The organism is Nocardia sp. NPDC058705, assembly GCF_042749305.1.
Taxonomy (GTDB): domain Bacteria; phylum Actinomycetota; class Actinomycetes; order Mycobacteriales; family Mycobacteriaceae; genus Nocardia.
This window is the reverse complement of record NZ_JBHYRN010000006.1, coordinates 159,903-184,000: the sequence shown is the minus strand read 5'-3', so window position 1 is coordinate 184,000 and position 24,098 is coordinate 159,903. Positions and strand designations below refer to the sequence as shown.

Below are 24,098 nucleotides of genomic sequence, written 5' to 3'. Positions count from 1 at the left end.
GAAGAACATGTCTGACACCGAAGCCACCCTGTCCGTCGCGGAACGCCGCAAACTGCTGCTGCAGCAGAAGCTGCGCGAACGCGGCATGGCCGTCGCGACCGCCGAACCTGTTGCCGTACCGCGTATTACGGCGGGGGAACGCCGTCCGCTGACCCCCGGCCAGCTGCGCATGTGGTTCCTGCAGACCCGCGACACCGAGGACACGGCCCTCAACATCTGCGTCGCCTACCGCCTCACCGGCCCCCTCGACGCCGACGGCCTGCACGCCGCATTCGACACCGTGGTGGCTCGCCACGACATCCTGCGCACCACCTACGGCGCGGATGCCGAGGGCACCCCGTTCCAGGTATTCGCCACCGATACCCGTGCCGCCTGGTCGACCCATGATCTCACCGACCTCCCGGAATCCGGTCGCGATCTGCGCGTCGAGGTGCTGGCCCAACGCGACTTCGCCCGCCCCTTCGCCCTCGCCACCGAACTCCCGTTGCGCGCCACCCTGATCCGCACCGGCCCCGACGAGCACGTCGTGCTCTTCACCATCCACCACATCTGCTGGGACGACGACTCCTGGGCGGTGTTCTTCACCGAACTCAACGCCGCCTACCGCGGGGGAGTACCTGCTGCCGATCAGAGCGGAGCCGGGGTGGTCGACCCAGCGAGCGGCCCGGCTTCGACGAACACCGCGCCTTCGTCGGGCGAGGTGAACGCCAGCACTTCAGCGAACACCGCGCCTTCGTCGGGCGAGATGAACGCCAGCATTTCAGCGAATGCCGCGCCCTCCCCGGACGAGGTGAACGCCGCCGGGCGTGCACCAGACGCCGCTGGCGAAACGGTCCAATTCGCCGCGCTCGCCCCCATCGCCGAGCCCGCCGAGGCCGATGTCGCGTATTGGCGCGAAGCCATGCGCCCGCTGCCCGAACCCCTCGAACTTCCCGGCGCCGCCTCGGCAAGCCCGAGCAGGACCGCCAAGCGTCGCACCCATCGCCTGCCCGCCGACCTCGTCACCCGCACCGAACAGTTCGCGCGCGAGCACTCCGCGACCCCGTTCATGGTGCTGCTGGCCGGTTTCGACGCCCTCGTCCACCGCTACACCGCCGCCGCCGACTTCCTCGTCTCCATCCCGGTGACCGACCGCCCCGCAGGCACCGAACAGCTCATCGGCTACTTCGGCAACACCCTGCTGCTGCGTGCGGGCATCGGCGCCCGCGACGACTTCGCCACCCTGGTCGCCGGTGTGCGCGACACCTGCACCGGTGCGTTCGCCCGCCGTGGCGTCGGCATCGATCGTGTTGTCCGCGAAGCGAACCCGGGCCGCGTCGCCGGACGCGACGGCCTCGACCAGCTGGTCCGCCTCGGCTTCAGTGTGCGCAAGAGCGCCGACGGTTTCGCCATCGACGGCGTCACGTCCACCCAGCTCGAGCTGGGTGCGGCGAGCGCGCAGGTGCCCTTGGCCTTCGCCGTGGTCCTGGACGCCGACGGCACCGCGGTCGTGGAAGCCGAATACCAGACCGACGTGCTCGCCGACACCCTCATCGACCAGCTGCTCGCCCACTTCGGCCGCCTCCTCGACAGCGCCCTGCGCGACCCGAACCGCAGGCTCGCCGATCTCGACATGCTCGGCGCCGCCGACCGCGCCGCGCTGCTCGACCGCTCGCACGGCGTGCTCGTCGACCAGCCCGCGACAACCCTTGTCGCCCTGCTGGAATCGGCCGCCACCGCCACTCCCGACGCGCTCGCCCTCGTCTCCGACGACGTAGAACTCACCTACGCCGCGCTGCACACCCGCGCGAATCGCTTGGCGCACTGGCTGATCGAGCAGGGCATCGGCACCGAGGACATCGTCGGCCTTCGCCTCGGCACGTCGGTGGAGTTCATCGTCGCCGTGCTCGCGGTACTGAAGGCCGGTGGCGCGTACCTGCCCATCGACCCCTCCTATCCGGACGACCGCATCGAGTACCTGATCGAGGACGCGAAGCCCCGATTATTACTCGGCGCAGTCGAATTGGCTGCTGCGGAGGAGATCGCGGCCGACCTGTCCGTCGCCGCACCCACCGACGCCGACCGGCTGCGTCCGCTGCGTCCGTCGAACCTCGCCTACGTCATCTACACCTCGGGTTCCACCGGCAAGCCCAAGGGTGTTCCGGTGCCGCACAACGCGATTGCCGAACACATCGTCTGCTTCTCCGCCGACTGGGACATGGTCCCCACCGACCGCCTGATGCAGTCCGCGTCCGTGAGCTTCGATGCCTCGCTGGCCGACATCGCGCTCACCCTCACCGTCGGCGCACAGCTGATCGTGCCGAAACCTCAGGCGTTCCGCGACATTCGCTACGTCGCCGACCTCATCACCCGGCGCGAGGTGACGGTGCTGCAGATGGTGCCCTCGATGCTGAGCACCTTCCTGCTGCTGCCCGAGATCAGCGAGTGGCAGTCGCTGCGCCAGATCCCCGTCGGCGGCGAAGCGCTGCCCGGCGAGGTCGCCGACCGCCTCGCCAACACCCTCGACGCCGAACTGCGCAACCACTACGGCCCGACGGAAGCCGTCGTCTGCTCGACCTACATGGCGGTCGAGGGCCCGCAGGGCACCGGCATCGTGCCGATCGGCATCCCCAACCGAAACGTCTACACCTATGTCCTGGACGAGGCGCTGCAACTGGTGCCCGACGGCGTGATCGGTGAGCTCTACCTCGGTGGCGACCAGCTGGCCCGTGGCTACCTCGAGCGCGCCGGGCTCAGTGCCGAGCGCTTTGTCGCGGATCCGTTCGCGGTCATGGCGAGTGCGGTGCGCGGGTCGACCCTCGAAGAGTCGGCCGCCGTCGTTGCAGGCACGCCCGCTGCTACCGGCGCTACCAGAACTAACGCCGCTATAGCTAGCGAGGATATTGATTCTAGCGACGCTACAGCCAGTGTCGGAACCGTGGTGGGTGCGCGTATGTACCGATCCGGTGATCTGGTGCGCCGCAACAGTTTCGGCGAACTCGAGTTCATCGGCCGCGCCGACGAGCAGGTGAAGGTGCGCGGGTTCCGCATCGAACTCGGCGAGGTCGAAGCCGCGATCGCCGCCCATCCCGCCGTCGCCCACTGCGTCGTCGTGGTGACCGAGAACCCCGCCCTCGGCGCGATGCTGGCCGCTTACGTCGTGCCCGCCGAGGCGACCATCGACCTCGCACAGATCCAGGCTTTCGCGTCGTCCGGCCTGCCGGAATTCATGGTGCCCAGCGCCTTCGCGGTGATCCCGGAAATCCCGCTCACCGTCAACGGCAAGCTAGACAAGCGCGCCCTGCCCACCGCGACCCCCGCCGTCGCGCGCACCCACCGCGCCCCGGCCACCGCCACCGAACGCAAGGTCTGCGCCCTGTTCGGCGCCCTGTTCGACCAAGACGAGGTGAGCGCCGAGGACTCCTTCTTCGAACTCGGCGGCCACTCGCTGCTGGCTGCCCGCCTGGTAGCCCAGATCCGCGCGGAATTCGGCATCGAACTCGACGTCCGCGTCGTCTTCGACAGCCCGACCCCAGCCGCCCTGGCCGCGAACCTCGTCGCCCGATTCCTCGCTGAATTCGATATCGACCTCGATGCGGTCGACAACGACTTCGACGAAGCGCCCGCCACAGATGACAGCGCGGCATCGGTCGCGTCTGCCACAGGCGATTCGGCTGCGGGCTCGGCCGGCTCCGCCGTTGGCGCGGCTGATCGGGGCGTCACGGCCACCGTTCCCACCGGATCAGGTGCAGCCGGAACGGCAGACGTCCCCGAATCGAGCGGTGCGGACACCGATTCCGGCCTGCCCGGCGCCCCCGAATCGAGCGGCGCCGACACCGATTCCGGCCGGCCCGGCGTCCCCGATCGGATCTCCGCCGTGGGATCGGTGCGGTCCAACCGCCCCGAGATCGCCGCTCGCCCGCGTCCGGAACGCATCCCACTGTCGTACTCGCAGCTGGCGATGTGGTTCCAGTACCGGATGGAGGGCGCCGGTTCGGTCGGGAACCTGCCGCTGGCCGTGCGTTTCGACGGCCCGCTCGACATCGCGGCGCTGCGTGCGGCGCTGGACGATGTCGTGGCCCGCCACGAGTCCCTGCGCAGCACCTTCCCCGAGCACGCAGGCTCGCCCTACCAGGTCGTCCACCCCGCCGCGCCGGTCCCGCTTCCGGTCCGCGAGGTCGCCGCCGAGCAGCTCTCCGCCGCCCTGGCCGAGATCGCCGACTACCACTTCACCCTCGACGGCGAGCCGCTGATCCGGGCCGAACTGCTGGTCCTCGACGCGAACACCCACGTGCTCTCGCTGCTCGTGCACCACATCGTCGCCGACCACGCCTCCTTCGGCGTGCTGCTCGACGACCTCACCACCGCCTACCGCGCCCGCAGCGAAACCGGCGGGGCACCCGGGTGGGCGCCGCTGCCGCTCCAGTTCGCCGATTACGCCCTGTGGCAGCAGGAACTGTTCGACCGTTCCGTGCCCAGCGAGTTCGCCCAGGCCCAGATCGACTACTGGCGTACGGCTTTGGACGGCGTGCCCGACGAGATCTCGGTCGCCCACGACCGCGCCCGTCCGCGCGAACTCGGCAAGCGCGGCGAAGTGGTCACTTTCGCCCTGCCCGCCTCGGTCCGCTCCGGCCTCGAGCAGCTGGCGATGCGCAGTGGCGCAACAGAATTCATGGTCTGCGAAGCCGCCGTCGCGACTCTGCTGCACGCCCTCGGCGGTGGTGACGACATCACCCTCGGCACCCCGGTGGCCGCCCGCACCGACCAGGCGACCACGAACATGATCGGCCTGTTCGCCAACATGGTGGTGCTGCGCAACGACCTGTCGAACGCACCGACCCTGCGCGACACCGTGATTCGCGCACGCAACGTCGTGCTGGACGCCAACGCCCATCAGGACCTGCCGATCGAGCGTCTGGTGGAAACCCTCAACCCGCGCCGCTCCCGCTCACGGAACCCCCTGTTCCAGAGCATGATCCACTTCCGCGGCGCCGACTGGGCACCCACCACCGTGCCCTTCTCGACCTCGGGCGAGAGCACCGTCACGGTGCTGCCCGCCGACTTCGACGTCTCGTTCCTGGATCTGAACCTGAGCCTGAACGTGACCGCCGAGGGCGGCATGGACGTGCGCGTCGTCGTGAACGCCGACCTCTACGAACCCGCCACCGCCGCCCTGATCGCCGACGCGCTCGCCGCCACACTGCGCGCCTTCGCCGAGACCCCCGACCTGCCCGTCGCCGACCTACGCGTGCTGCCTGCCGCTGACCTGGAGCGACTGCTGGCAGTACCGGCCCCGGCCGCCGCGAACGTCGTCGCCGCGGGGCCGGCCGACTCCGATACCGAGCGCACGCTCATCACGCTGATCGAGGAACTCCTCGATACCGAGGACGTCACCGGTGAGGACAACTTCTTCGCCATCGGCGGCGACAGCGTCATCTCCATCCAGTGGTCGGCCCGCGCCGCCGAACTCGGCCTGGCGTTGACCCCGCAGCTGGTCTTCGAGTGCGCCACCATCACCGAACTCGCGGCCGCCGTCGATGCGGCCGCGCCGGAAACCGAAGAGCCCGAACAGGTGTCGCACGCTCCGATGAGTGCTTCCGGCCTGGAGGCCGATGCGTTGTCGGCGCTGACCGCGGCTTGGTCAGCCCAGGGATGAGTGTGCGGCGATGGCGGGGTGGGGTGGTGTGCTGCCGTAATCGCACACCACTGCCGTCATCGGTGCAGATTTCGACCGAACGCCGAGAAAGTGTGCGGCCAGCGCATTCGCGCAGCAACAACCAGCAGCTAGGAGAGGACGCAGCATGAGTGCGCCGAAGATCGAAGACGTACTCGCGCTGAGCCCGCTGCAGGAGGGCCTGTTCTCCCTGTCGCGGCTGACCGGCACCGAGATCGACCTCTACACGATGCAATTCGTCGTCGATATCGGCGGACCGCTCGACGCTGACCTGCTGCACCGCAGCGCCCAGGCCATGCTGGATCGTCACCCGAACCTGCGTGCCGCCTTCTGGGACACCGACGTGCCCAAGCCGGTGCAGATCATTCCGTCGCACGCCGAACTGCCGTGGACCGAACGAGACGCGCGATCAACGGAATTCGACTCGATCGCCGAATCCGAACGCCGCGTGCCGTTCGTGCTGAGCCGTGGGCCCGCGCTGCGCGTGCTGTTGCTCAACGTCACCGACGCGCCCGAGCCGCGCAGGCGGATGATCCTCACCGCGCACCACATCCTGATGGACGGCTGGGCGGTCGCGGTCTTCTTCCGAGAACTGCTCGCCGTGTATCAGGCCGGCGGCACCCTCGACGGCCTGCCCGCCCCGCGCCCCTACCGTGACTACATCGGCTGGCTCGGCGCCCAGGACCACGACGACGCCGCCCGCCGCTGGGCCGAGTACCTGCAGCAGGTCAGCGCCCCGCTGGTGCTGGCCGACGGCACCGGGGGCGCGGGTGTTCCGCAGACGACACGACTTCGGTTGTCCACCAACGAAACCGAGCAATTGCAGCAGTGGGCACGCGCCAACGGCATGACGCTCAACACCGCCGTGCAGTTCGCGTGGACGCTGTTGCTCGGCCGCATCACCGACCGCCGCGACGTCGTCTACGGCACCACCATCTCCGGCCGCCCGGAGAAGCTCACCGGTGTCGAAGGCATGGTTGGGCTGTTCATCAACACCGTCCCGGTGGTGCACCGCCTCGACCCCGCCGAGCCGGTAGTCGCGCAATGCGCACGCCTGCAACGTGATTCGGCCGCCATGCGCGACATCGGCTACCTCAGCCTGTCGACCCTGCAGCGCGCGGCCGGTCACGGCGCCCTGTTCGACACCCTGTTCGTGTTCGAGAACGCCCCCATCGACGACGCCATCAAGACCGTCACCGCCCCCGACGGAGCGCAGTTCCGCCCGATCGAGATGGAAAGCCTCGCCCACTACCCGCTCACGGTCGTCTCCCACCTGAGCGACGGCGAACTCCTCGTCCTGGTCGAAGCGATCCCCGCCCTGCTCGGCCACCTCGACCCCGCTGACCTCGGCGCCCGCATGCTCACCATCCTGCGCACCTTGCCGACTCTCGACATCACCGCGACCATCGAGGCGATCGACCTGCTCACACCCGCTGAGCACGCTGAACTCCGCAGCGCGGCAACGGATATCACCCCGGCTCCGACGGCCACCCCCTGGGAACTGTTCGAGCAGCAGACCATCGCCACTCCCGACGCTGTCGCCCTCACCACCACTGCCGGCGAGGTCTTCACGTACCGCGCCCTGCGCGACGAGGCCTGCCGAATGGCGGGCGAGTTCGCCGCCCACGGCGTCGAACCGGAAACCGTTGTCGCCCTGATGCTCCCGCGCGGCCCGCGCTCGATCATCGCCATCCTGGCCACCTTCGCCGCAGGCGCCGCCTATGTTCCGGTGGACATCTCACTTCCCGCCAGCCGCATCGAATCGATTCTGCGCCAGTCGAACCCGACGCTTGCGGTGCTGCTCGGTTCGGACCGTGCCCTGCTGGACGAAGCCACGGTGTCTGTCGACGGCGGTCTCAGCGACGCTCGTGTCGCCACGGTCGATCGACAGCCGATCCAGGTGCTGGCGCTCGACGAGCCCGCCGTCGTGGACCGGATCGCCGTCCGACCCGCACACGCCCCCTCCGTGCATCGCGAACTCGACCACGCCGCCTACATCATCTTCACCTCGGGCTCCACCGGCGAACCCAAGGGCGTCGTCGGCACCAACGCGGCACTGAGCGGCTACTTCGCCGATCACCTCGAGCGCTTCTACCGCCCCGCCATGGCGAAACTCGGCCGCCCCTTGCGCATCGCCCACGCCTGGTCGCTCGGCTTCGACGCCTCCTGGCAGCCCATGGTCGGCTTCTTCGCCGGCCAGGCCCTGCACCTGTTCGACGCCGACGAAATGCGCGACGCGCACCGAATCGTCTCGGGGATGGCCGAATTCGACATCGACATGATCGACACCACCCCCTCGATGCTCGCCCAACTGGCGGCGGCAGGCCTGCTCGATCGCGAACTGTCGGTCCTCGCCCTCGGTGGCGAGGCCATCGACACCGCCCTGTGGACGCGACTGCGCGCCCTGCCCGACACTGCTGTGTACAACTGCTACGGCCCCACCGAGACGACCGTCGAAGCCGTGGTCGCCCCCGTCGCCACCTCGGAAATCCCCACGATCGGCACCGCCAACGGCGGCATGGTCGGCTACGTCCTCGACTCCCGGCTGCGCCCGGTCCCGCAGGGCATCGTCGGCGAGCTCTACCTGTCCGGTATGCAGCTCGCCCGCGGCTACCTCGGCAAGCCCGCCATCACCGCGGACCGCTTCGTCGCCGACCCCACTCGCCCCGGCCAGCGCATGTACCGCACCGGCGACCTCGTGCGCCGACTGCCCGGCGGCCGCTTCGGCTACCTCGGCCGCGCCGACGCCCAGGTCAAGGTACGCGGCTATCGCATCGAGGTCGGTGAGATCGAGACCGCGCTGCGCCGCTCCGCCGACATCGACACTGCCGCAGTCACTGTGGTGCGTCGCGCCGGTGGTGCGTCGCTGGTCGGCTTCGTCGTCGGCAAGGCAGGACGTGCGGTGATCGTCAGCCGGGTCCGCGCCGATCTCGCACAACGCTTGCCCGCGTACATGATTCCCGCGCGCATCATCGTCATGGAACAGCTGCCGGTGAACGTCAACGGCAAGCTCGACACCCATGCCCTCAACGAGCTTGCCGAACAGTCGCTTTCGGCTGCCGACAGCAACGCCGCCGCCGAGACCCCCACTGAGATCGCGCTGAGCGAACTCTTCGCCGAACTCTTCGACGGCCGCGCCCCCGGCATCGACGCCGACTTCTACGAACTCGGCGTCGACAGCATCGTCGCGATCTCCCTCGTCAACAAGGCCCGCCGCCGCGGCCTGGCCCTCAACCCGCGAATGGTGCTGGCCTGCCCGACCATTCGCGAACTGGCCGCCGCCGTCGACGACGCCCCTGCCGCCGCCGCACAATCCGGAGAAGACGCCTACGGCGTGGTCCCGCCGCTGCCGGTCGTCTCCTGGATGTACGAATACGGCAACTACCGCCGCTTCACCCAAACCGCGCTCCTGCGCCTGCCCGCCGGAATCGACCGCGCGGCAATCGAAGCCACGCTCCAATCACTGCTCGACGCGCACGACACCCTGCGCGCGATCCTCACCGACACCACCGACGGGCCGCGCATGGTCACCCGCGCACCCGGCGTGGTGAACGCCGCCGACGTGGTGATCGAAGCGCCTCGGAACCTTTCCGGTGCCGAACTCCACACAGCCATCGGGGAATTCGCGCGCACCGCCAACGATGCGATCGATCCGCGTTCCGGTGAGATGATGCGTGCCGTCTGGTTCCCGGCCACGAAATCCGGAGTGCACTCCGGGCCGAGAACAAGCGCGGATTCGTCGACGGCCGGTCTCGAACCGGTGGTCGGTGGCGTCGACGTCGATGAGACCGGTCCGATGGCAGATGGCGAGTCCGGCGACATCCTGCTGCTCGCCGTGCACCACCTCGCGGTCGACGTCGTCTCCTGGCACATCATGCTCGACGCCCTCGCCGCCGCCTGGCAGCAGATCCAGTCCGGCGTGACCCCGAAGATGCTGCCCGAGTTCACTTCCTACCGTCAGTGGTCCGAAGCCATGTGGCAGCGCGCCTCCGAACCGGAAGTCCTCGCCCAGCGCGACTACTGGGCCGCCCAGGTGCGCGAACCCGACGCCCCCCTCGGCTCCCGTCACCCCGCACCGACCACCGACACCTGGTCGAGCCTGCGCGTCAGCACAGTAGCCACTCCGGTAGCCGTCACCGACCGCCTGCTCAACCGCATCGGCAAGGACGAGGGCGTCCGCGAATTCCTCCTCACGGCACTCACCATCACCATGGCGTCGCTGCATGCCGACAACGGAAACGACCTCGCCGCAGGCGCATTGATCGCCATGGAAGGCCACGGCCGAGCCGACACCACCCTCGGCACCGACACCGCCAACACCCTCGGCTGGTTCACCAGCGTCTTCCCCGTCCGCCTCGGCGTCGGCGACAACGCCGTGGACATCGCACGCGCACAAGCGAACCCAGCCGCCGCCTGCACCCTGCTCGACTCGGTCTCCACCCACCTACGCGAAATCCCCAACCAGGGCCTCGATTACGGACTCCTCCGCTACGTCACCCGCGCCGCAGAACTCTGCACCGCCGCCGAACCCCAGGTCGAATTCAACTACATCGGCCGAATCGACCTGAGCGGCAACGAATCCGACTCCTGGTCCCTCCTCGTAGGCGAACACGACCACGCCCTCCCCCTCGACCCCGAACCCGACCTCCCCTTGCGCTACGCGATCGACGTCATCGCAGGCATCGGCACCACCCCCGAAGGCCCAGCCCTCACCACCAACTTCCGCTGGAGCACAGCCCTTTTCACCGAACCCGAGGCGACCCGCTTCGCCGAACTCTGGGAGTTGGCGATCACCACCCTCGCCGACGCGTTGGACAACTGACACTGAGCGCCCACATCTGGTCGACTATCGCGGTTTCCACGCCGCGATCAGGTCGGCGGGGCTGAAGGAGGCGGCAAGATGGTCGGTGGAGACACCTGAGCGACTGACGGCGATCAAAGGGATGTGGGCGTCGGTCAACCGGAAGCGGTGATTCTGTAGCTCGGTGAGGTCATGGATGTCGAAGGGTGAGTTCTCGAGCCACTTGATAGAACCGAGAAAGGTCAGTTCCTTCGCGACGGGTTCCCGGTCGGCGCCCACGATGTCGATCTCTACGTCGTTGGTGCGAGTCCAGTATCCGCCGATGGCGGGCGCAGCGGGGATGCCTTCGGCCGGGAGCAGCCGGGCGAGCGAGTCGCGGATCAGGGGTTCCACCGCACGCCCACGCCAACTCGTCCAACCGCGGCGAATCCGATCCACCGTCAGGTCGCTGCGGAGGCGATCCAGTTCAGAGAGGTAGGGGCCGAGAAAGGTGAGCCAAAACCGCAGGTAGGAGTCAGTGATCCGGTAGCGGCGTTCCTTCGACGGGGTGAGACCGATCGGCAGTTCCCCAGCCACGATTCCCTTGTCCACCAACAGGTTCAGCGCACGCGTGAGGCTCGTACCGGCCAGACCGCCTGCAGCACGGGCAATATTGGTGAACGTTCGTTCGCCGCTGCCGATCGCGGAGAGGACCTGTCGCGCCAAGGTGTGATCGGGGAATTCGGCGGCCAGAGACAGCTGCGCGGAGACGATCAGCGGGCTGACCGGGTCGGCCAGTTCTCTGTTCAAGAACGCCCACACGTCCTCGCCCGCGCGCCATCGCGCGCAGATGATCGGCAATCCGCCGGTGATGAGAGTGGCATCGAAGGCCTCCGCGGCACCGGAATCGGTCATGGCCGCGACATCGGCCGGGTTGAGCGGTCCCAAGCGCATCTCGGTACCACGCTGATGAAACGGGCGCCCATACGACGTGAGCGCCGCCATCATGGCGAGATCGGAACCGATCAGGATCAACAGCACCGGTTTGCGGCACAGTTCGCGATCCCACGCGCGCTGCAAGACACTCTCGAATGCCCCGGACTCGTCCATCAGATACGGCAACTCGTCGAGAACGACGATGCTCGGCTCATCGTCGGGCAGAATGCCGGCGAGCTGACGCAGGGCAGCGGTCCAGTTGGCCGGAAGTGCCTCGTCGAAGACTTCGGCATCGGGCAGCGAGGAACGCGCGACCGTGTCGGAGAACTCTGCCAGCGGGTCGGCTCCGAGCCCGATCTCGCTGGTGTAGAAGACATTCGGCACACCACTGCGCTGGGTGAACTCCTCGATCAGCGCAGACTTACCGATCCGGCGACGGCCGCGAAGGATCAGGCAACGCCCCGGTTTCGAGGTTCCGATCGCGGAACGGACGCCGGACAAGGCGTCGTCCAGGGTGTGCAGCTCGTGCCATCGCCCGACGAAGTCCATCACACCTCTTAGTATCATTGATGATAGTAACTTCGATGATACTCCCAAAACTGGGCGTTATATTTGCCGCCGCTCGGTGAACATGGCGATGTGCTTGGCCAGGCGGTGTTGGAGTTCGGCGGGTGGGCCGGGGATGACGGTGAAATTGTCGGCGTCGTGGTGCTGGATGAGGTAGCGGCCGTCGTTCGGATAGTCGAGCCAGAGAAAGGCCTTGCCGTCGGTGGAGGGGCGCGAATCCACTTGGAAGCCCGGGTAGACCGTGATCTCGCCGGTGCTGGTGCGGGGGCGACGGAAGAATCGCTGTGTTTGCTCGACGGGGGACAGGCGCGTGGGGTGGCGGGCGTAGGTGGCGGCGTCGAGGTCGCTGCGTCGACCCTCGAAGCGAGGTGTGGAACCACCTTGTGCGCGAGGAAGTTTCGCGACGATGGCGGCGGCCAACTCTGTCAGCGGAACAACGCTCAATGCGATGTCGCCACCCAGTTCGCGGGTGGGGCCGGATGCCTGGACGGCCAGAGCGGCGTGGTCCTCGATGATCCCGGCGAACACGCGGACCGCCTCGGACTGACCGGGACCGTGCAATCCCTCGATCTCCACGCGAACCTCGGGTTCGAGCAGTGCGCGGAACACTTTGTGCAGACCGTCGTCATAAACCTGCTGCAACCTGGTGAAGGCGGCCTGGCGACGTTCCTCGTGGATCTCGTAGGTTTCGGCGAACTCCGGCTGGAATGTCAGCGGGTAGGGGAGGCGGTCGCGGCCGTGGGCCTCGAGTCCGATCGCGAACGCGTGGGGGTCGAGGTCCCAGCGGCCCGTGATGCGCTGTTCTGTCGCGGTGTTCCAGCTCACGCGCCGATCACCCCGCCCGGCGGAAGGGTCGGCGGGAGCAGCCCGATGAGTTCGTCTTCTCGATCCTGGATGAGGTAATCGGGTATGGCGTGCTCGCTGTCGTCGTCGCCTTTGCCGCCGCCACGGCCGCCGCCACGGCCGCCGCCACCCATCATGCCGGGCATGCCGCTCATGCCCCTGCCGCCTGTGCCTGCAGCTGTTCCCGCGCGATTGCCCGACCCTGCGGCCGCGCCCGCACCGCCGGGAGTGCCCGGCACGGCGGCACCTGGTGCGCCAGCGCTCGGAACTCCGGATCCGGGTGCACCCGAACCCGGCGAGCCCGAACCCGGCGAACCGGAACCAGGCGATCCGCCGCCCGGCGTGGTCGGCGTGCCGGTTCCGGCCGGAGTGGTTCCGGCGGGTGTGGTCGCGGATGGGTCGGTAGAGCTGGGCGTGGTGTCGTCGCTGCTGGTGTCGTCGTCGTCCTGATCGTCACCGGGGTCGGTCGACTGGGGCTCAGTAGTTGCCGGGGTCTCTTGCGTGCCAGCGGGATTCGTCGATGGGGTGCCACCATTGTTGCCGCCGCTGTTGCCGTTGGAACCCCCGTTGTTGCCGTTGTCTCCGCCGTCGGGGACGCTGCCCGGATCGCCGATATTGTTGTGGGGCAGGGGTAAGACCGGAGTCTGTTTGTCGACGGTGATCGAACCGGGCTGATAGGTGCCGATCATGAACAGCCGGGCGTCTTCCTCGGCTTCACTGGCACGATGCTTCGCTGCTTTGACCACGCCGTTACCTGGTATATGGCTGACGAACTCGTCGAAGGAGGAAACTTCCTCCGGCTTCGGGATGGCGATCTTCGCCTGTCCGAGAACACCTTCCATGTAGTCGATGCCGTTGGCGACCATCTGGAATGTGGCGGGCAGCTTCGCGGCTTCGGCCGTGTAGCTCTTCACCCCGTCGATCGCCGCGTTTCCGGACGCGCCCGACCACTTCTCGGACAGCACTCGCTCGAAACTCGTTCGGTAGTTGTTGACCGCGGTCTCGGTTCCCGTGGTAAGCCGCCGCCAACCATCGGCGCTGGCATTGATCTGCCCCGCATCGACGCCCGGCTGACCGTTCTCCGGGTTCAACGCATCCCAGATCCTCTTGTGTGGCCAGGCGCTGAACGGCTCCGGGACTACCTTCTCCCCCTCCATCGTCACGTTCGTCCCAGCGAGCAACCGCGACCATTCGGCACCGATGATGCTGCGGTCGCCCTCCCACTTCTGTTTGCCCTCGTTGTCCGCATCGCGACGTTGCTCGTCGGCGTTGTCAGACCGGTCGTGGTTGTCCAAGATCTTGAAGCCACCGACAGTGCCCACGTGGAAGACGAACATGCCGATGTCGCCGGGGATATCCCAGAAGCCCATCAGATGCTCGCCCCCGTCGCGCCGAGGGCGCCCGCGGTCTGCTGGTCGACGGCTTGCAGCTTGCCGATGGCGGCGAGGAAGGTGTCGCGCTGGTCGCGGGCGATGGCGATGTGCTGGTCCAGGCGTTTCACCGCGGAGTCGTCGGCATCGCCGCCGCCTCCTGCCACTGCCTTGGCTTCGTACTTGGCACGGATGGCGTCGGCGGACGGGAGGCTACCCCAACCGGTCAGGCGATTGAGAGCCTGCGCATATGTCTTCTGTCGCTCCAGGTCTGTGATGTATTGGCTGACCACACCGGCGAGCGCTTCACCTAGATCTTCGTCGAGCTTGAACTCACCGTTGACCGCTTGAGTCTTCATGTTTCGCCAATACGTGGCGTGGTCCTGCGTCATCTGGTCCCCCGGGCTTACTTCGGTAGGTGCGGTTCAATTGCCGCAGCGTATTTTTCTGTCATTCCGCAAAGATCTCCGACCCGAGGTCCTTCTGTGCTCAACCATGAGGTGCGGATTTCGAACATGCCCTGTTCGGCCTTGAAGGACACGTAGCAGGCATCTGGATCGCCCTTCTCCTTCGACACCAGGCCGGGCCGCGCGTTGACGGTCGTGTCTCGAATGACTTCGGCACTCGCCTTCACGCGTGCTTCCTCGAGTGTGTGACTCGTGGACATCACCATGACACTCCGGGACCCGGATCCGTACCGGTTGTCTAGCGGTATCCAGTCGCAGGCCCTCCAGGCCGAGACGCCGGTCGGCGGATCGGTCAAGATACCTTTCGACGCAGGATCGAGCCCCACACCCAGCAATACCTCATCCGACAACGCCCCCCGACACGGATTGAACAGCTCGAGAGCGTCCGAAGTCGTAGGCCCAGCCGACCCCTCCTCAGTCCCCCCGCACCCCGCAAGCACAGCCGCCCCGACCGCACCGCAGACCACAGCCCGCATCACCACAACGCTTCGCACAGCACTCCTACCTGGTCGGACACGGCAGCAACCCGCCTACATCAACTTAGACGCAACCCGAAGCTGGTCGGTTCCATCCCATCACAACCAGTCTTCACAACGCGTTGGGAATTCCCAACGCCGCAGGTAGGACCAGGAACATGGACGCCAACGAGGACGCGGTGGCGGTCGGTGCTGGTCTCTAGCTCGTCACGAGCGAACAGGATCCCCGTCGGGGCCGGATCGCCGCCTACAGCGCGGCCTTTCCGACCTCCGCCCCGCCGACCCCGAAACCCCGCAGTTGGCTGTGATCGTTCGATATTCAGACAGCAGAGTGATACTCAACTTGGTTGTCATCGATTGCCGCACCCTGGCGACGTAGGCTGTCCAGAACCTGTCGGGTGAATTTTCGAGTGGGTTGGTAGTGGGTGCTGTGGTCGCTGATCATGATGACTTTCCCATCGCGTGCTGCGATTTCTCCGGCTCCTGCGGCCGGCGCTCCCGCCAGGAAGCTCGAGTGATGGAACTTTCCGAGGATATGAAATGGGGCCGAATACAGGTTGCCGTCTTGATCCATGGCAAAGATCGCTCGACCTCCCTGCGGAGTCCACAAGGTTTGTGCAGACGTGGTGTCGAACAAATCTCCTCCGACGGTGTGTAACAATCCGTCGTAGCCGTGCAACCGAAAGCGCTGACGCTCGTTGTAGTCCAGATATTGGACTTGCGTTTTTCCCCAAACGGAATTATCGACAAGGTGCTCACCCCGGAAGGTGGCCTGAATTGGCGTCGTCTCATATCGAGTAGCGAGTGGCGAGCACCGTGCGTCCTCGCTGTCGAGAACGAAGATACTCTCCCATCCCAACCTGCCGGTGCTGGTCAGTTCGCGGAGGGCACCCATCGGATCGTGGTCCGGGTTTCCGCTGGCCACCATGGGATCATCGCTGCTCTCCCAATATGGCGAGAAGAAGCCGATGACGGCGCCTGATCGCAGGCGTAGCACGAGAGATACGGCGCCGCTGTCATCGCGATCGAATCGACGGGCCAGTCGGCCTTCGATGTTGTTCATCGATAATGCAATGCGTGCGATTGGTTGTGCTCCGGCGAAGGCCGGAAGCCAGTCGCTCGAAAGCTGGACGTACTCTGGATCTGTCCAAGGGCGCAATGCGTCCATCTGGTCGACAATGCGGTACAGAAACTGATACAGCTCGCCGGGGCTTTGCTTCATCTCCACGACTGTCGGAAGAGGCGCAGAAATCGTGAGGCCTTCGCGGAGCGCGGCGTATTCTTCTTCGGCGGTGTACGTTCTGAGCGGCTCTACGATCAGTGCGTTCGCAATTCTGTGAACTATATCGTCGCCTAGCTCTTTCTCGAACTGGGTCCGATAGAATATGACCGTAACTATTTCCCGCCAACTGTGTTCCACCCGAGCTCCATCTATACTTGCGCCCACCTGCGCCTACTGTGCCGTACGTAAGCTGGCACCTAGGACTGACGGCTACCGAACTTCATCCATGTCCCATCAGTACGGTGCCGGGAAATAGCCATCCCGGCTACCAGTACGGCCATCCTGTCTTCTTTTCCATCCGCGAACGTTACCGTATAATCTGACTTATGGATCCTTACCGTCTGATCGAATTCTCGTTCCGCTCCGCCGAATTCATATATCACCTCGTCATCGGTTTCTGAGGCAAGTTTGAAAACTAGGTAGATCGCCAAAGCTGCTACTTACCTTTCCTGCGAGCGGCAAGCTCCTGTACGGCGCGTTCTCGCGCTTGAGCATCGGGAGTAGCGGCCTGATGGTCGCATGATTCCATATGCGACAGAAACTCTTCCTCGGGCGCTATCCCGTACTCTTCCAAGTAGTACCTCGATGCTGCCGTCCAAATCCATTCACCATCGGTTTTGAAAATGCGTGGAACGACCTTCCCTTTTGATGGGTCGATCTGGTCTTTGGATTTTCCATTGGCTGCTCGGATAGGTGACCCCCCTCTGAGGAATTCCAAGATTCTCTCTTTTTCCGCGGGGTCTGCAACTATCCGTCTCGACGCCGTTATCGGCGCGCCATTGTCGTCTATTCCGTCAAATGGTCGAGAAAACTTCACGATGCAGAATCTCCTCACTGCTGGTTCTCGGGCTCGAACAAGATCCAGTCTCCATCCGGCGGATCTTTTGCATCAACTTCGCCGGTCAACGGGTCTTCGACCTCGGTCGCGACCACGACAGTTCCATCCTCGTCGGTCCAAGCAACCTCGTTCGGTGCCCACACTTGAACGCCCAATTCATTGGCAAGATGCTGAGCGAAAGGATCTTGACCCTGGCCAGTCTCGCAGCAAAGTAACCGGATCGAGCGATTTTGCCAGCGTGGGTCGGCTCTGATGAGCGCGGCGAGGTCTTCCGGCGAAAGTTCATCATCACCGATGAAGACTGCTTCGGGATCTCCGTGCATATCAATGGTGTAGAAGTTGGGCAACGCTCCAACCCACTGGGCGTACTCTCTCATTTCGGAGTCGGATTCCTCGAAGTAGGACCGACCGGCGGGAGTACTTTCCCCAATGTCGAAATATCCTTGCAGGCGTGCAGACAACGGAATCGCCGACAGTACGGGAAGCGGTTGGGTCGGTGAGTCGTCGGGTCCTTGGGAAGTGTCCGGCGGAGGAGCGTGATCGGGTGCCGTGTTGGGGTGAGTTCTTCCCAAACGTCGAGGATCATCAGCAGGCGGGCCATCCTCGTCGGTGTCGATCCGACGGACGTCTGGATCCGGGCTCAGGACTGAATTAGTCCTCCCTTCGGCCAGGACCCTTCCGTCCTGAGCTTGTGCAGAATTCGGCCTGCTGTCGCCCGTGCTATCCCGTCCATCGGGCTGTTGGTTGTCTTGAACTCGCGAGTCTGCTTGTCGATCACCAACGTGCGGTCGCGGTCCGTCTCCGTCGTCCCGAACCGGTATTCGACTTGCGTCGAGGTCTCCTGCACCCGGTCGAAGAACACCAGTAGTGCCATTGTCGGTCTCCAACGTCTGGTCGTATCGCTCGCCGGTGCGAGCAGGGATGTCGTCTTGCCAATTGTGTTGCTGGTTGGCTACGGCGTGCGCATCGGGGTAGGTCGAGTCGGGGTGAGCGCGCATATAGTTCGACTCGGTCAACTCGTGTTCGAGCATCACGATGTCTTGGGACAATGGTCGACCTGCAATAAGGCGAATCCACGCCTCGGCCTGATCTGCTGACGGATCGAACCGACCGAGCACGAAGCCACCGGTGTCGTAATCGCGAAGGAGGTGCTGTTCGCGCATCAGGTGATTCTTGATCTGGGCGATCTCACTGTCAGTAAATCCAGTGGACCCGTCAGACCTCTGGACATCGGCCAACGCTGCCGCGATTCGTGGGACGTCGTCGTCGGAAGCCCGGAAATGGTCGTATGCCTCGGCGGCCCACGCGTCGTCGAAACTTGGGTCGTGTGGACGCATCGCTGCGCCTGACTGGCTCCATTCCTGGTCGGAGTCAATTGAGGTCGCTCCGTCATCTACGTCCAGAGCGATCCTTGGCTGATCAGATCCGGTCTGGCCGACTAATCCTCGATCGTCCCGTCCCTCGGCCAACTCTGCTGCCGTCGGCTGAGCCACTGTGCCTTCGAGATCACCAGTGAGTCCATCGGGCCGTGTTGGTCCCGCTTCAGGGTTTGTTTGTCGAAGGTCAGTTGGTAGGTCTCGGTTGGTTCCGTCGGGTTCTCCAGCGACGTCACTGTCACTTGGTACGTGATCGTCTCGGGAGTCTCGGCCAGGCGCTGGAAGTTCGCCTGTCGGCGTTTCGGGTAGATCTGTCGGCCGTTCACCGGCTGGCCGGTCTCGACCGCCTGGTCGTAGTTCTCCCCGATCGTCCACGGGTGCAGGCTCGGATGCACTGTCACTATCCCGGTCTGCTTGTTGAGGACGTAGCTCGTCTGGCCGAGTCCCTGGCCCGCTGCTTTCTGTTCCGGGCTCAGCTCCGGTCGACAGACCCACCCGTGGTTGAACTCGATCACCGAGAACGTCTGGGTTGGGAACGCTGCCGCCAGGTATGCCTGCGCTTGTTCCTTGGTGACCAGCGGTGGAACCGGCATTTGCTACTCCTTGCGTATCGACGGGCATCGACCAGAGTTCGACCGTTCCGCTGGTCAGATAATGCGGCGGGGTTTCCGAGTATGCCGATAATTGAGGGTCCCACCACACTGGCCCCGTGGCACCGTGTGGATAGACGACGACAGTCGCGTGCGAGCCGTCGACCTGGGGCGACCCATCCGACTCGTACAGCAGTTCGCCGGTATCGCTGTCTCGCGCGTGCCAGGTGTTGACGACCAGTGCTGACGCGCCGGGGCCCATGCTGCGGATCTGGTCGTGCAGCGCCTGGAACTGAGCTGAGACAGCCTGGTTGGCGTCGCCGAGTTGCCAGGTACCGCCCAACCATGCTGTCGCGCGATCGATTCCGTCTTCCTCGCCCCTTCTGGTGTCGAGTTCGCCGTCGTCGTCGAGGTCGGGCCAGCGCGGTGAACCGACTTCGGGTCTGCCGTTGAACGATGACAGTGCGGCCAGTGACCCGTCGAGGCAGTTGTTGCTTCGACCCTGTTCATCCGGTCCGCCGTCGTTTATGAGGTGGCCGTAGTCGTTGGTTCGCGGGTCGGCGCCGACCAAGAACCGGTTGCCGTCGCGCAGAGCGTCTTCCACGTCGTGCTGGTATTCGGCCTGTTCGAGACTGTCGAGTGCCTTCGGGCCTTCGACCCGGGTGTCGGGCAGGCCGTCCAGCGCTGCCGGTGTATTGGCGCGAGCGATGCTGTTGCTCAGTTCGCGTAGGTCGTTCGGATCCAGGTCGGTGCCGTTGGGAGGCAATCCGAGCTGTTCTCTCAGTAGCTCAGTGAGGGTGTCGAAGTCGGCGTCGATCGATGTGCTGTGGGGGCTCGCCGCATCGAGATCGATAGTCATGTCGGCCGCGGCCGGGTCGCTGACTGGGACCAGGTCGACCATCATCCAGTCGCCGGACAGGAGTCGATCGCCACGGTTGAAATGCAGGTCGACGGCCAATTGTGCTCGCTCGAGCAGCGCTTGGACGACCGCGGGATCGAGGTTGCCGGTACCGGTTACGCGGATTCCGATTCGGAGCATCGACACCGGTGCGTCGAACGCGTTGGTGAACCTGCTCCAGGTGAAGCTTCGGCCACTTTGCGGGTTGCCGACATGGCGCACTCCGCCGTCAGGGTGCTGGGAACGAAGGTTCTCGCGGGCTGAACGTGACTGGTTGGCGTTGTCTACCTGCTGCGGAGTCGGGGTTGATTGCGTTGGAGTAGACGGCTGGTGGGAGGTGGGCGTTGTGTCATTGACGGGTGTTGGGGACGTACCAGGGGTCGACGGGGGCGGTGATGTTTGGGTCTGGCTGGTAGGCGTCTTCGGGCCATCTGTCGGGTTCGACGTGGCTTCTGGAGTGGTCGGCGAGGCTTGGGGCGCGGTCGCCGGAGCAGTGAAGTCGCTCGGTCGATCGCCTACTGCTCGATCGTCCCCTCCTCGGGCCACATCCCCGTGTTCTGACTCTGCTCGTACGCCCACGACGTCGCTACCGCCGAGACGCGGTCCGTCGGACGGTGGCGGATCGGATTCTTGGTGATCTCGACTTCCTGGGTGATCCCCGGATCGTCCGGGCTCGCCAAGAAGGTCAGGTGCACTCGGTACACGATCGTGTTCTGATCCTCGAACCGTCGAGTCAGGTGAATTCGGCGCTGTTTCGGGAACACCTGGTAGCCCTGTGGAGGTAGGCCTGCTTCCGTCGTCGCGTCGAATTCCTCCGCGATCACCGGCATCGCCATGCTCGAGTGCGCCGTAATCACCCCCGTATGCTTGTTGATCACGTAATTCCCCAAGCCCATCCCCCGCTGGGCGTCCTCCTGCGGCGACAGCATCGGCTGGCATACCCAGCCGTGTTTGCCCTCCAGAATGCTGTACTCCGGGCTCGGACCGAACACTTGGGCCAGCAAATGTCTGGCCTGTTCCCGGGTGGGTACTGGTTCCGCCATGAGTCGGTCCTCCGTTTGCGTCGATGGGTATGCACTCCAAGGCCGCCGAGTTGTTGGTCAGGTCAGGCGGTGGAGCGTCGAATGTTTGACCGGACTGCGGATCCCACCACACCGGGCCTGTTGCTCCCGGCGGGAAGACGATCACTGTGGCGTGACCGCCGCGGAATACGGGTGAACCGTCCTGGTTGTAGAGCTTGTTGCCGTTGGCGTCACGCGCATGCCACCTGGTTCCGACCATGGCCGCAGAACCCGGGCCGAGGCCGGCGACGTAGTCGTGCAAGGCCTGGTACTGGTCCGGAATCGACATTCCCGAAAACGACGCCCATTCCGCGCCCAGGCAGGCTGCGGCACGTCCCCGCCCGTTCCATTCTCCTGACACGTTGTCCAACTCGCCATTCGGCGTCCGGTCGGGCCACCGGGGCGCGGACACTCGAGGAAGGCCGAAGAACGACGACAAGGCGGACAGTGAGCAGTCAAGGCAGTTGTTGCCGCGGCCTGGGACACTGCGTCCGCCATCGTTGGTCAGATGTCCGTACGGGTGGGTGCGGGGGTCCGCGCCCTGGATGAAGCCGTTACCTGCGCGAAGCGAGTCTTCGACGTCAATTTGGTACTGGGGGTCCTCGACGTCGGTAAGTTCGCGATGATCGATCACTCGGGAATCTGCGGGATCACTGATTCTCGACGGTGTATTCGCGCGGGCGATGTCATTGCTGATCTCGCGAAGATCGTTCGGGCTCAGGAGTTGTCCGGGCGGAGCGGGGAACAAGCCTATGTGGTCGCGGAGCGCGTTGGCGATGCCGGTCGGCCGACTGGGATCCAGGTTTGTGTCGGCGGACGCGGGATCATTGGTGAATTCCACGTCGACCAGGAAACGATCGTCACTGAGCAGAGGGCTGCCGTTGTTGAACGTCGCATCGACGGTCGCCTGGATGTTCTCCATTGCTTGACGCAGGTCGTTAGGTGACATCAAGTGGGCGTTGGGGATATGCGCGCGGATCGTGGCGACGGCGACCCACCGGTTTCCGCCCAGGTGGAACCGGCGAATTCGGTAGGCGGGCGGACGCTGGATGAACGGGCTCCGATTCGCGTCGACCGCAGTGGTTCGACCGTCCTGGGACGGCAAGTTACGCAACGATTCACGGAGTTCGCGGGCCCGATTTCCGGGCGGTGGACTCGTGATGCTCGGCGGGCTGGGACTGCTGGTCGGTGTGGAGTTCGGCCCGAACGGCTGGTGGGTGTTGGGTGAGCTCGGCGGGGTGGGGTTGGTACCGAGCGTCTGCTGTTGAGTCGGGGAAGACGGCTGCTGTGTGACCGGTGCAGGGGTGGGGTTGGGTGTGGTGCCAGGCGTGTTCGACGGCGTTGTCGTTGGTGGAGCGCCGGTGGTTACCGGGGGTGTTGTGGTCGACCTAGGCGATAACGGTGTCGAGATCGGGGTTTGGGTGATCGGGGGTGTCGGCGGAGTGCTGGGCGGGGCGGGAGTCGTTGTGGGCGTCGGGTTTGCGGTTTGAGGTGGAGGAGCCGTTGCTGTGGTGGCGGTGGCGGTCGATGTGTCTGTGGATGTTGGGCGGGTGGTGTCGGAAGGGGTGCTGCTGGGGTTGGTCGTCGGGATCGAGGGTGAGGCGGCGGTCGGTGTGGTCGGCTGTTGGGGTGTCGCCTCTGTGGTTGTTGTTGCGTGCGTTGGCGATGTTGTCGGGGGGTTCGCGGGCGGCATCGCGGTGGCGCCGTCGTCATTCGGGGTTGTCTGCTGCGGATTCGGCTGTCCGGTAGTGGGATTCGCGGGGCTGTTATCGGTCGGAGGGTTCTGGGCCGGGGTGTCTTGGGACGGGAGGTCCAGTGACGTGTCGGGTGTGCTGGGTGTTTCGGTTGTTGGGGTGATTGCGGCAGCGGCGCTGCTGGGCGATGGCGTGCCGGACTCGGCGGGCGTTGATGGCGTTGCCGCGGCCGGTCCCTGGTTTTCGGTGGGGCTGTTGCTATTTGGAGGTTGCTGAGTGGTGTCGTTCGTCGGCGGAGTGTCGGTGGTGCTACTCGGGTTCGGACTGGATGGGGTGGCGTCGCCTGAAGGGCTCTCCGGGGAAGCTGCGCCGTTCGGGGTGGATGGCGGGGCGGTTTCTCCAGGGTTCGGGGTATTCGAATTCGGCGATGCTGAGTCGCCGGGAGCGGGAGATCCGTTCGCGCCGTTGCTATTCGGAGTTTCGGCGGAAGGAGTTCCTCCTGTGGGTGTGTCGGGCGCGCCGCTCTGTGGAGAGGATGCTCCGTTGGCCGCTGAGCCCTGTTCGCCCGTGGGTGCCGATGGGGATTCGGTGTCGGTTCCAGCCGGTGCGGTGGGAGCACCGTCGGTCGGGCTGCTGGTATCGGTCCCGGCCGGGGCCGTAGGGGCGCCATCAGTAGGGCTACCGTTGTCGGTTGGCGATGGGTCACCGCCCCCTGGCGGTGTGTCAGTCCCCGCAGGCGAGGTCGCACCAGGTGCTTCGGTATCTAGTCCGGGAACGGTTGGGGCCGTGGAATTTCCGCCGCTACCACCAGATTCCAGTGCGCTCTGTACACCTCCGGCACCAGCGCTGGTGAACGTATCGACACCGAAATCGAGCTGGAATTCCCGATCGTACAAAGCCGCACCCATACCAGCTGCAGCAAGCTGGGCCGACACGTCGGCACCCAATTCGGTGGCAGTGCCACCGATGACCTTGGTCGCGGCCTTACCCGCGGTCGATGACGCGACATCACCGAGAGCGCCGGTCCCGCCGCCGAGGACACCGCCGACCGCGCCGCCGACCGCACCACCGACAGTCGCCAGACTCCAGTCCTGCCAACCGAACTTGTCGCCGGTGCGGTCGCCGTTGGCGACCTGGATCAATCGGGCGGCCATATCGAGGCCGCCCTCTTCCAACGCTTCGAATGCCGCGCCACGCAACGCCAGTCGAGCGGCGGCTTTCGCGGCGGCGCGGGTGAGCATGCGGGCGATGAGTTGTTTGATCGCCG

The 24,098-nt window shown here is 65.5% G+C and carries 14 protein-coding genes and 1 pseudogene; 5 read left to right on the top strand and 10 right to left on the bottom strand.

From position 1 onward, the window contains the following. The first annotated feature begins 7 nt into the window (after positions 1-7). Together ACFW6D_RS11200 and ACFW6D_RS11195 are read left to right on the top strand one after the other, a co-directional pair. Positions 8-5,635, top strand: coding sequence for an amino acid adenylation domain-containing protein (locus tag ACFW6D_RS11200; RefSeq protein ID WP_379327087.1), 5,628 nt, complete (start codon positions 8-10; stop codon positions 5,633-5,635). Between the two features lie 145 nt (positions 5,636-5,780). Then, positions 5,781-10,475, top strand: coding sequence for an amino acid adenylation domain-containing protein (locus ACFW6D_RS11195; protein ID WP_379327085.1), 4,695 nt, complete (start codon positions 5,781-5,783; stop codon positions 10,473-10,475). 24 nt (positions 10,476-10,499) lie between these two features. On the opposite strand, the gene ACFW6D_RS11190 is transcribed toward ACFW6D_RS11195, so the two are convergent. The 10 genes and pseudogenes from ACFW6D_RS11190 to ACFW6D_RS11145 form a co-directional block, all read right to left on the bottom strand. Then, entirely contained in the window at positions 10,500-11,918 is a 1,419-nt protein-coding gene (locus ACFW6D_RS11190) for an ATP-binding protein (RefSeq protein WP_379327159.1), read from the bottom strand. Between the two features lie 57 nt (positions 11,919-11,975). Continuing rightward, positions 11,976-12,761 carry an ESX secretion-associated protein EspG gene (locus ACFW6D_RS11185; protein WP_379327083.1) on the bottom strand — a complete coding sequence of 262 codons (786 nt, stop codon included), beginning with the start codon at positions 12,759-12,761 and terminating at the stop codon, positions 11,976-11,978. Beyond that, a complete protein-coding gene (locus ACFW6D_RS11180) occupies positions 12,758-14,149 on the bottom strand; it encodes a hypothetical protein (protein WP_379327081.1) in 1,392 nt (463 codons plus the stop codon). The genes ACFW6D_RS11185 and ACFW6D_RS11180 overlap by 4 nt, the downstream gene beginning before the upstream one ends. After that, positions 14,149-14,508 (bottom strand): hypothetical protein, encoded by a 360-nt coding sequence (locus tag ACFW6D_RS11175; protein ID WP_379327079.1) that lies wholly within the window; start codon positions 14,506-14,508, stop codon positions 14,149-14,151. Before ACFW6D_RS11175 ends, ACFW6D_RS11180 begins: the two co-directional genes overlap by 1 nt. 47 nt (positions 14,509-14,555) lie before the next feature. After that, a complete protein-coding gene (locus tag ACFW6D_RS11170) occupies positions 14,556-15,092 on the bottom strand; it encodes a DUF3558 domain-containing protein (RefSeq protein WP_379327157.1) in 537 nt (178 codons plus the stop codon). 319 nt (positions 15,093-15,411) lie between these two features. Beyond that, positions 15,412-16,512 (bottom strand): hypothetical protein, encoded by a 1,101-nt coding sequence (locus ACFW6D_RS11165; RefSeq protein WP_379327078.1) that lies wholly within the window; start codon positions 16,510-16,512, stop codon positions 15,412-15,414. A 298-nt stretch (positions 16,513-16,810) separates the two neighbouring features. Next, positions 16,811-17,191 (bottom strand): hypothetical protein, encoded by a 381-nt coding sequence (locus ACFW6D_RS11160; protein WP_379327076.1) that lies wholly within the window; start codon positions 17,189-17,191, stop codon positions 16,811-16,813. A gap of 14 nt (positions 17,192-17,205) precedes the next feature. Further along, entirely contained in the window at positions 17,206-20,298 is a 3,093-nt protein-coding gene (locus tag ACFW6D_RS11155) for a toxin glutamine deamidase domain-containing protein (protein WP_379327155.1), read from the bottom strand. 293 nt (positions 20,299-20,591) lie between these two features. Then, on the bottom strand, positions 20,592-21,119 hold the full coding sequence (locus ACFW6D_RS11150) for a hypothetical protein (RefSeq protein WP_379327169.1): 528 nt from the start codon (positions 21,117-21,119) through the stop codon (positions 20,592-20,594). Between the two features lie 100 nt (positions 21,120-21,219). Next, positions 21,220-21,645 (bottom strand): annotated as a pseudogene (locus tag ACFW6D_RS11145) (toxin glutamine deamidase domain-containing protein); the annotation flags it as partial. On the opposite strand from ACFW6D_RS11145, the gene ACFW6D_RS11140 reads away from it, so the two are divergent. The 3 genes from ACFW6D_RS11140 to ACFW6D_RS11130 all read left to right on the top strand — a co-directional run bounded on the left by ACFW6D_RS11140 (position 21,646) and on the right by ACFW6D_RS11130 (position 23,107). Continuing rightward, positions 21,646-22,083: a hypothetical protein gene (locus tag ACFW6D_RS11140; protein WP_379327167.1), complete on the top strand. Its 438-nt coding sequence runs from the start codon at positions 21,646-21,648 to the stop codon at positions 22,081-22,083. A 103-nt stretch (positions 22,084-22,186) separates the two neighbouring features. Next, entirely contained in the window at positions 22,187-22,405 is a 219-nt protein-coding gene (locus ACFW6D_RS11135) for a hypothetical protein (RefSeq protein WP_379327165.1), read from the top strand. 243 nt (positions 22,406-22,648) lie between these two features. After that, on the top strand, positions 22,649-23,107 hold the full coding sequence (locus ACFW6D_RS11130; RefSeq protein ID WP_379327163.1) for a hypothetical protein: 459 nt from the start codon (positions 22,649-22,651) through the stop codon (positions 23,105-23,107). The last annotated feature ends 991 nt before the right edge of the window (positions 23,108-24,098 follow it).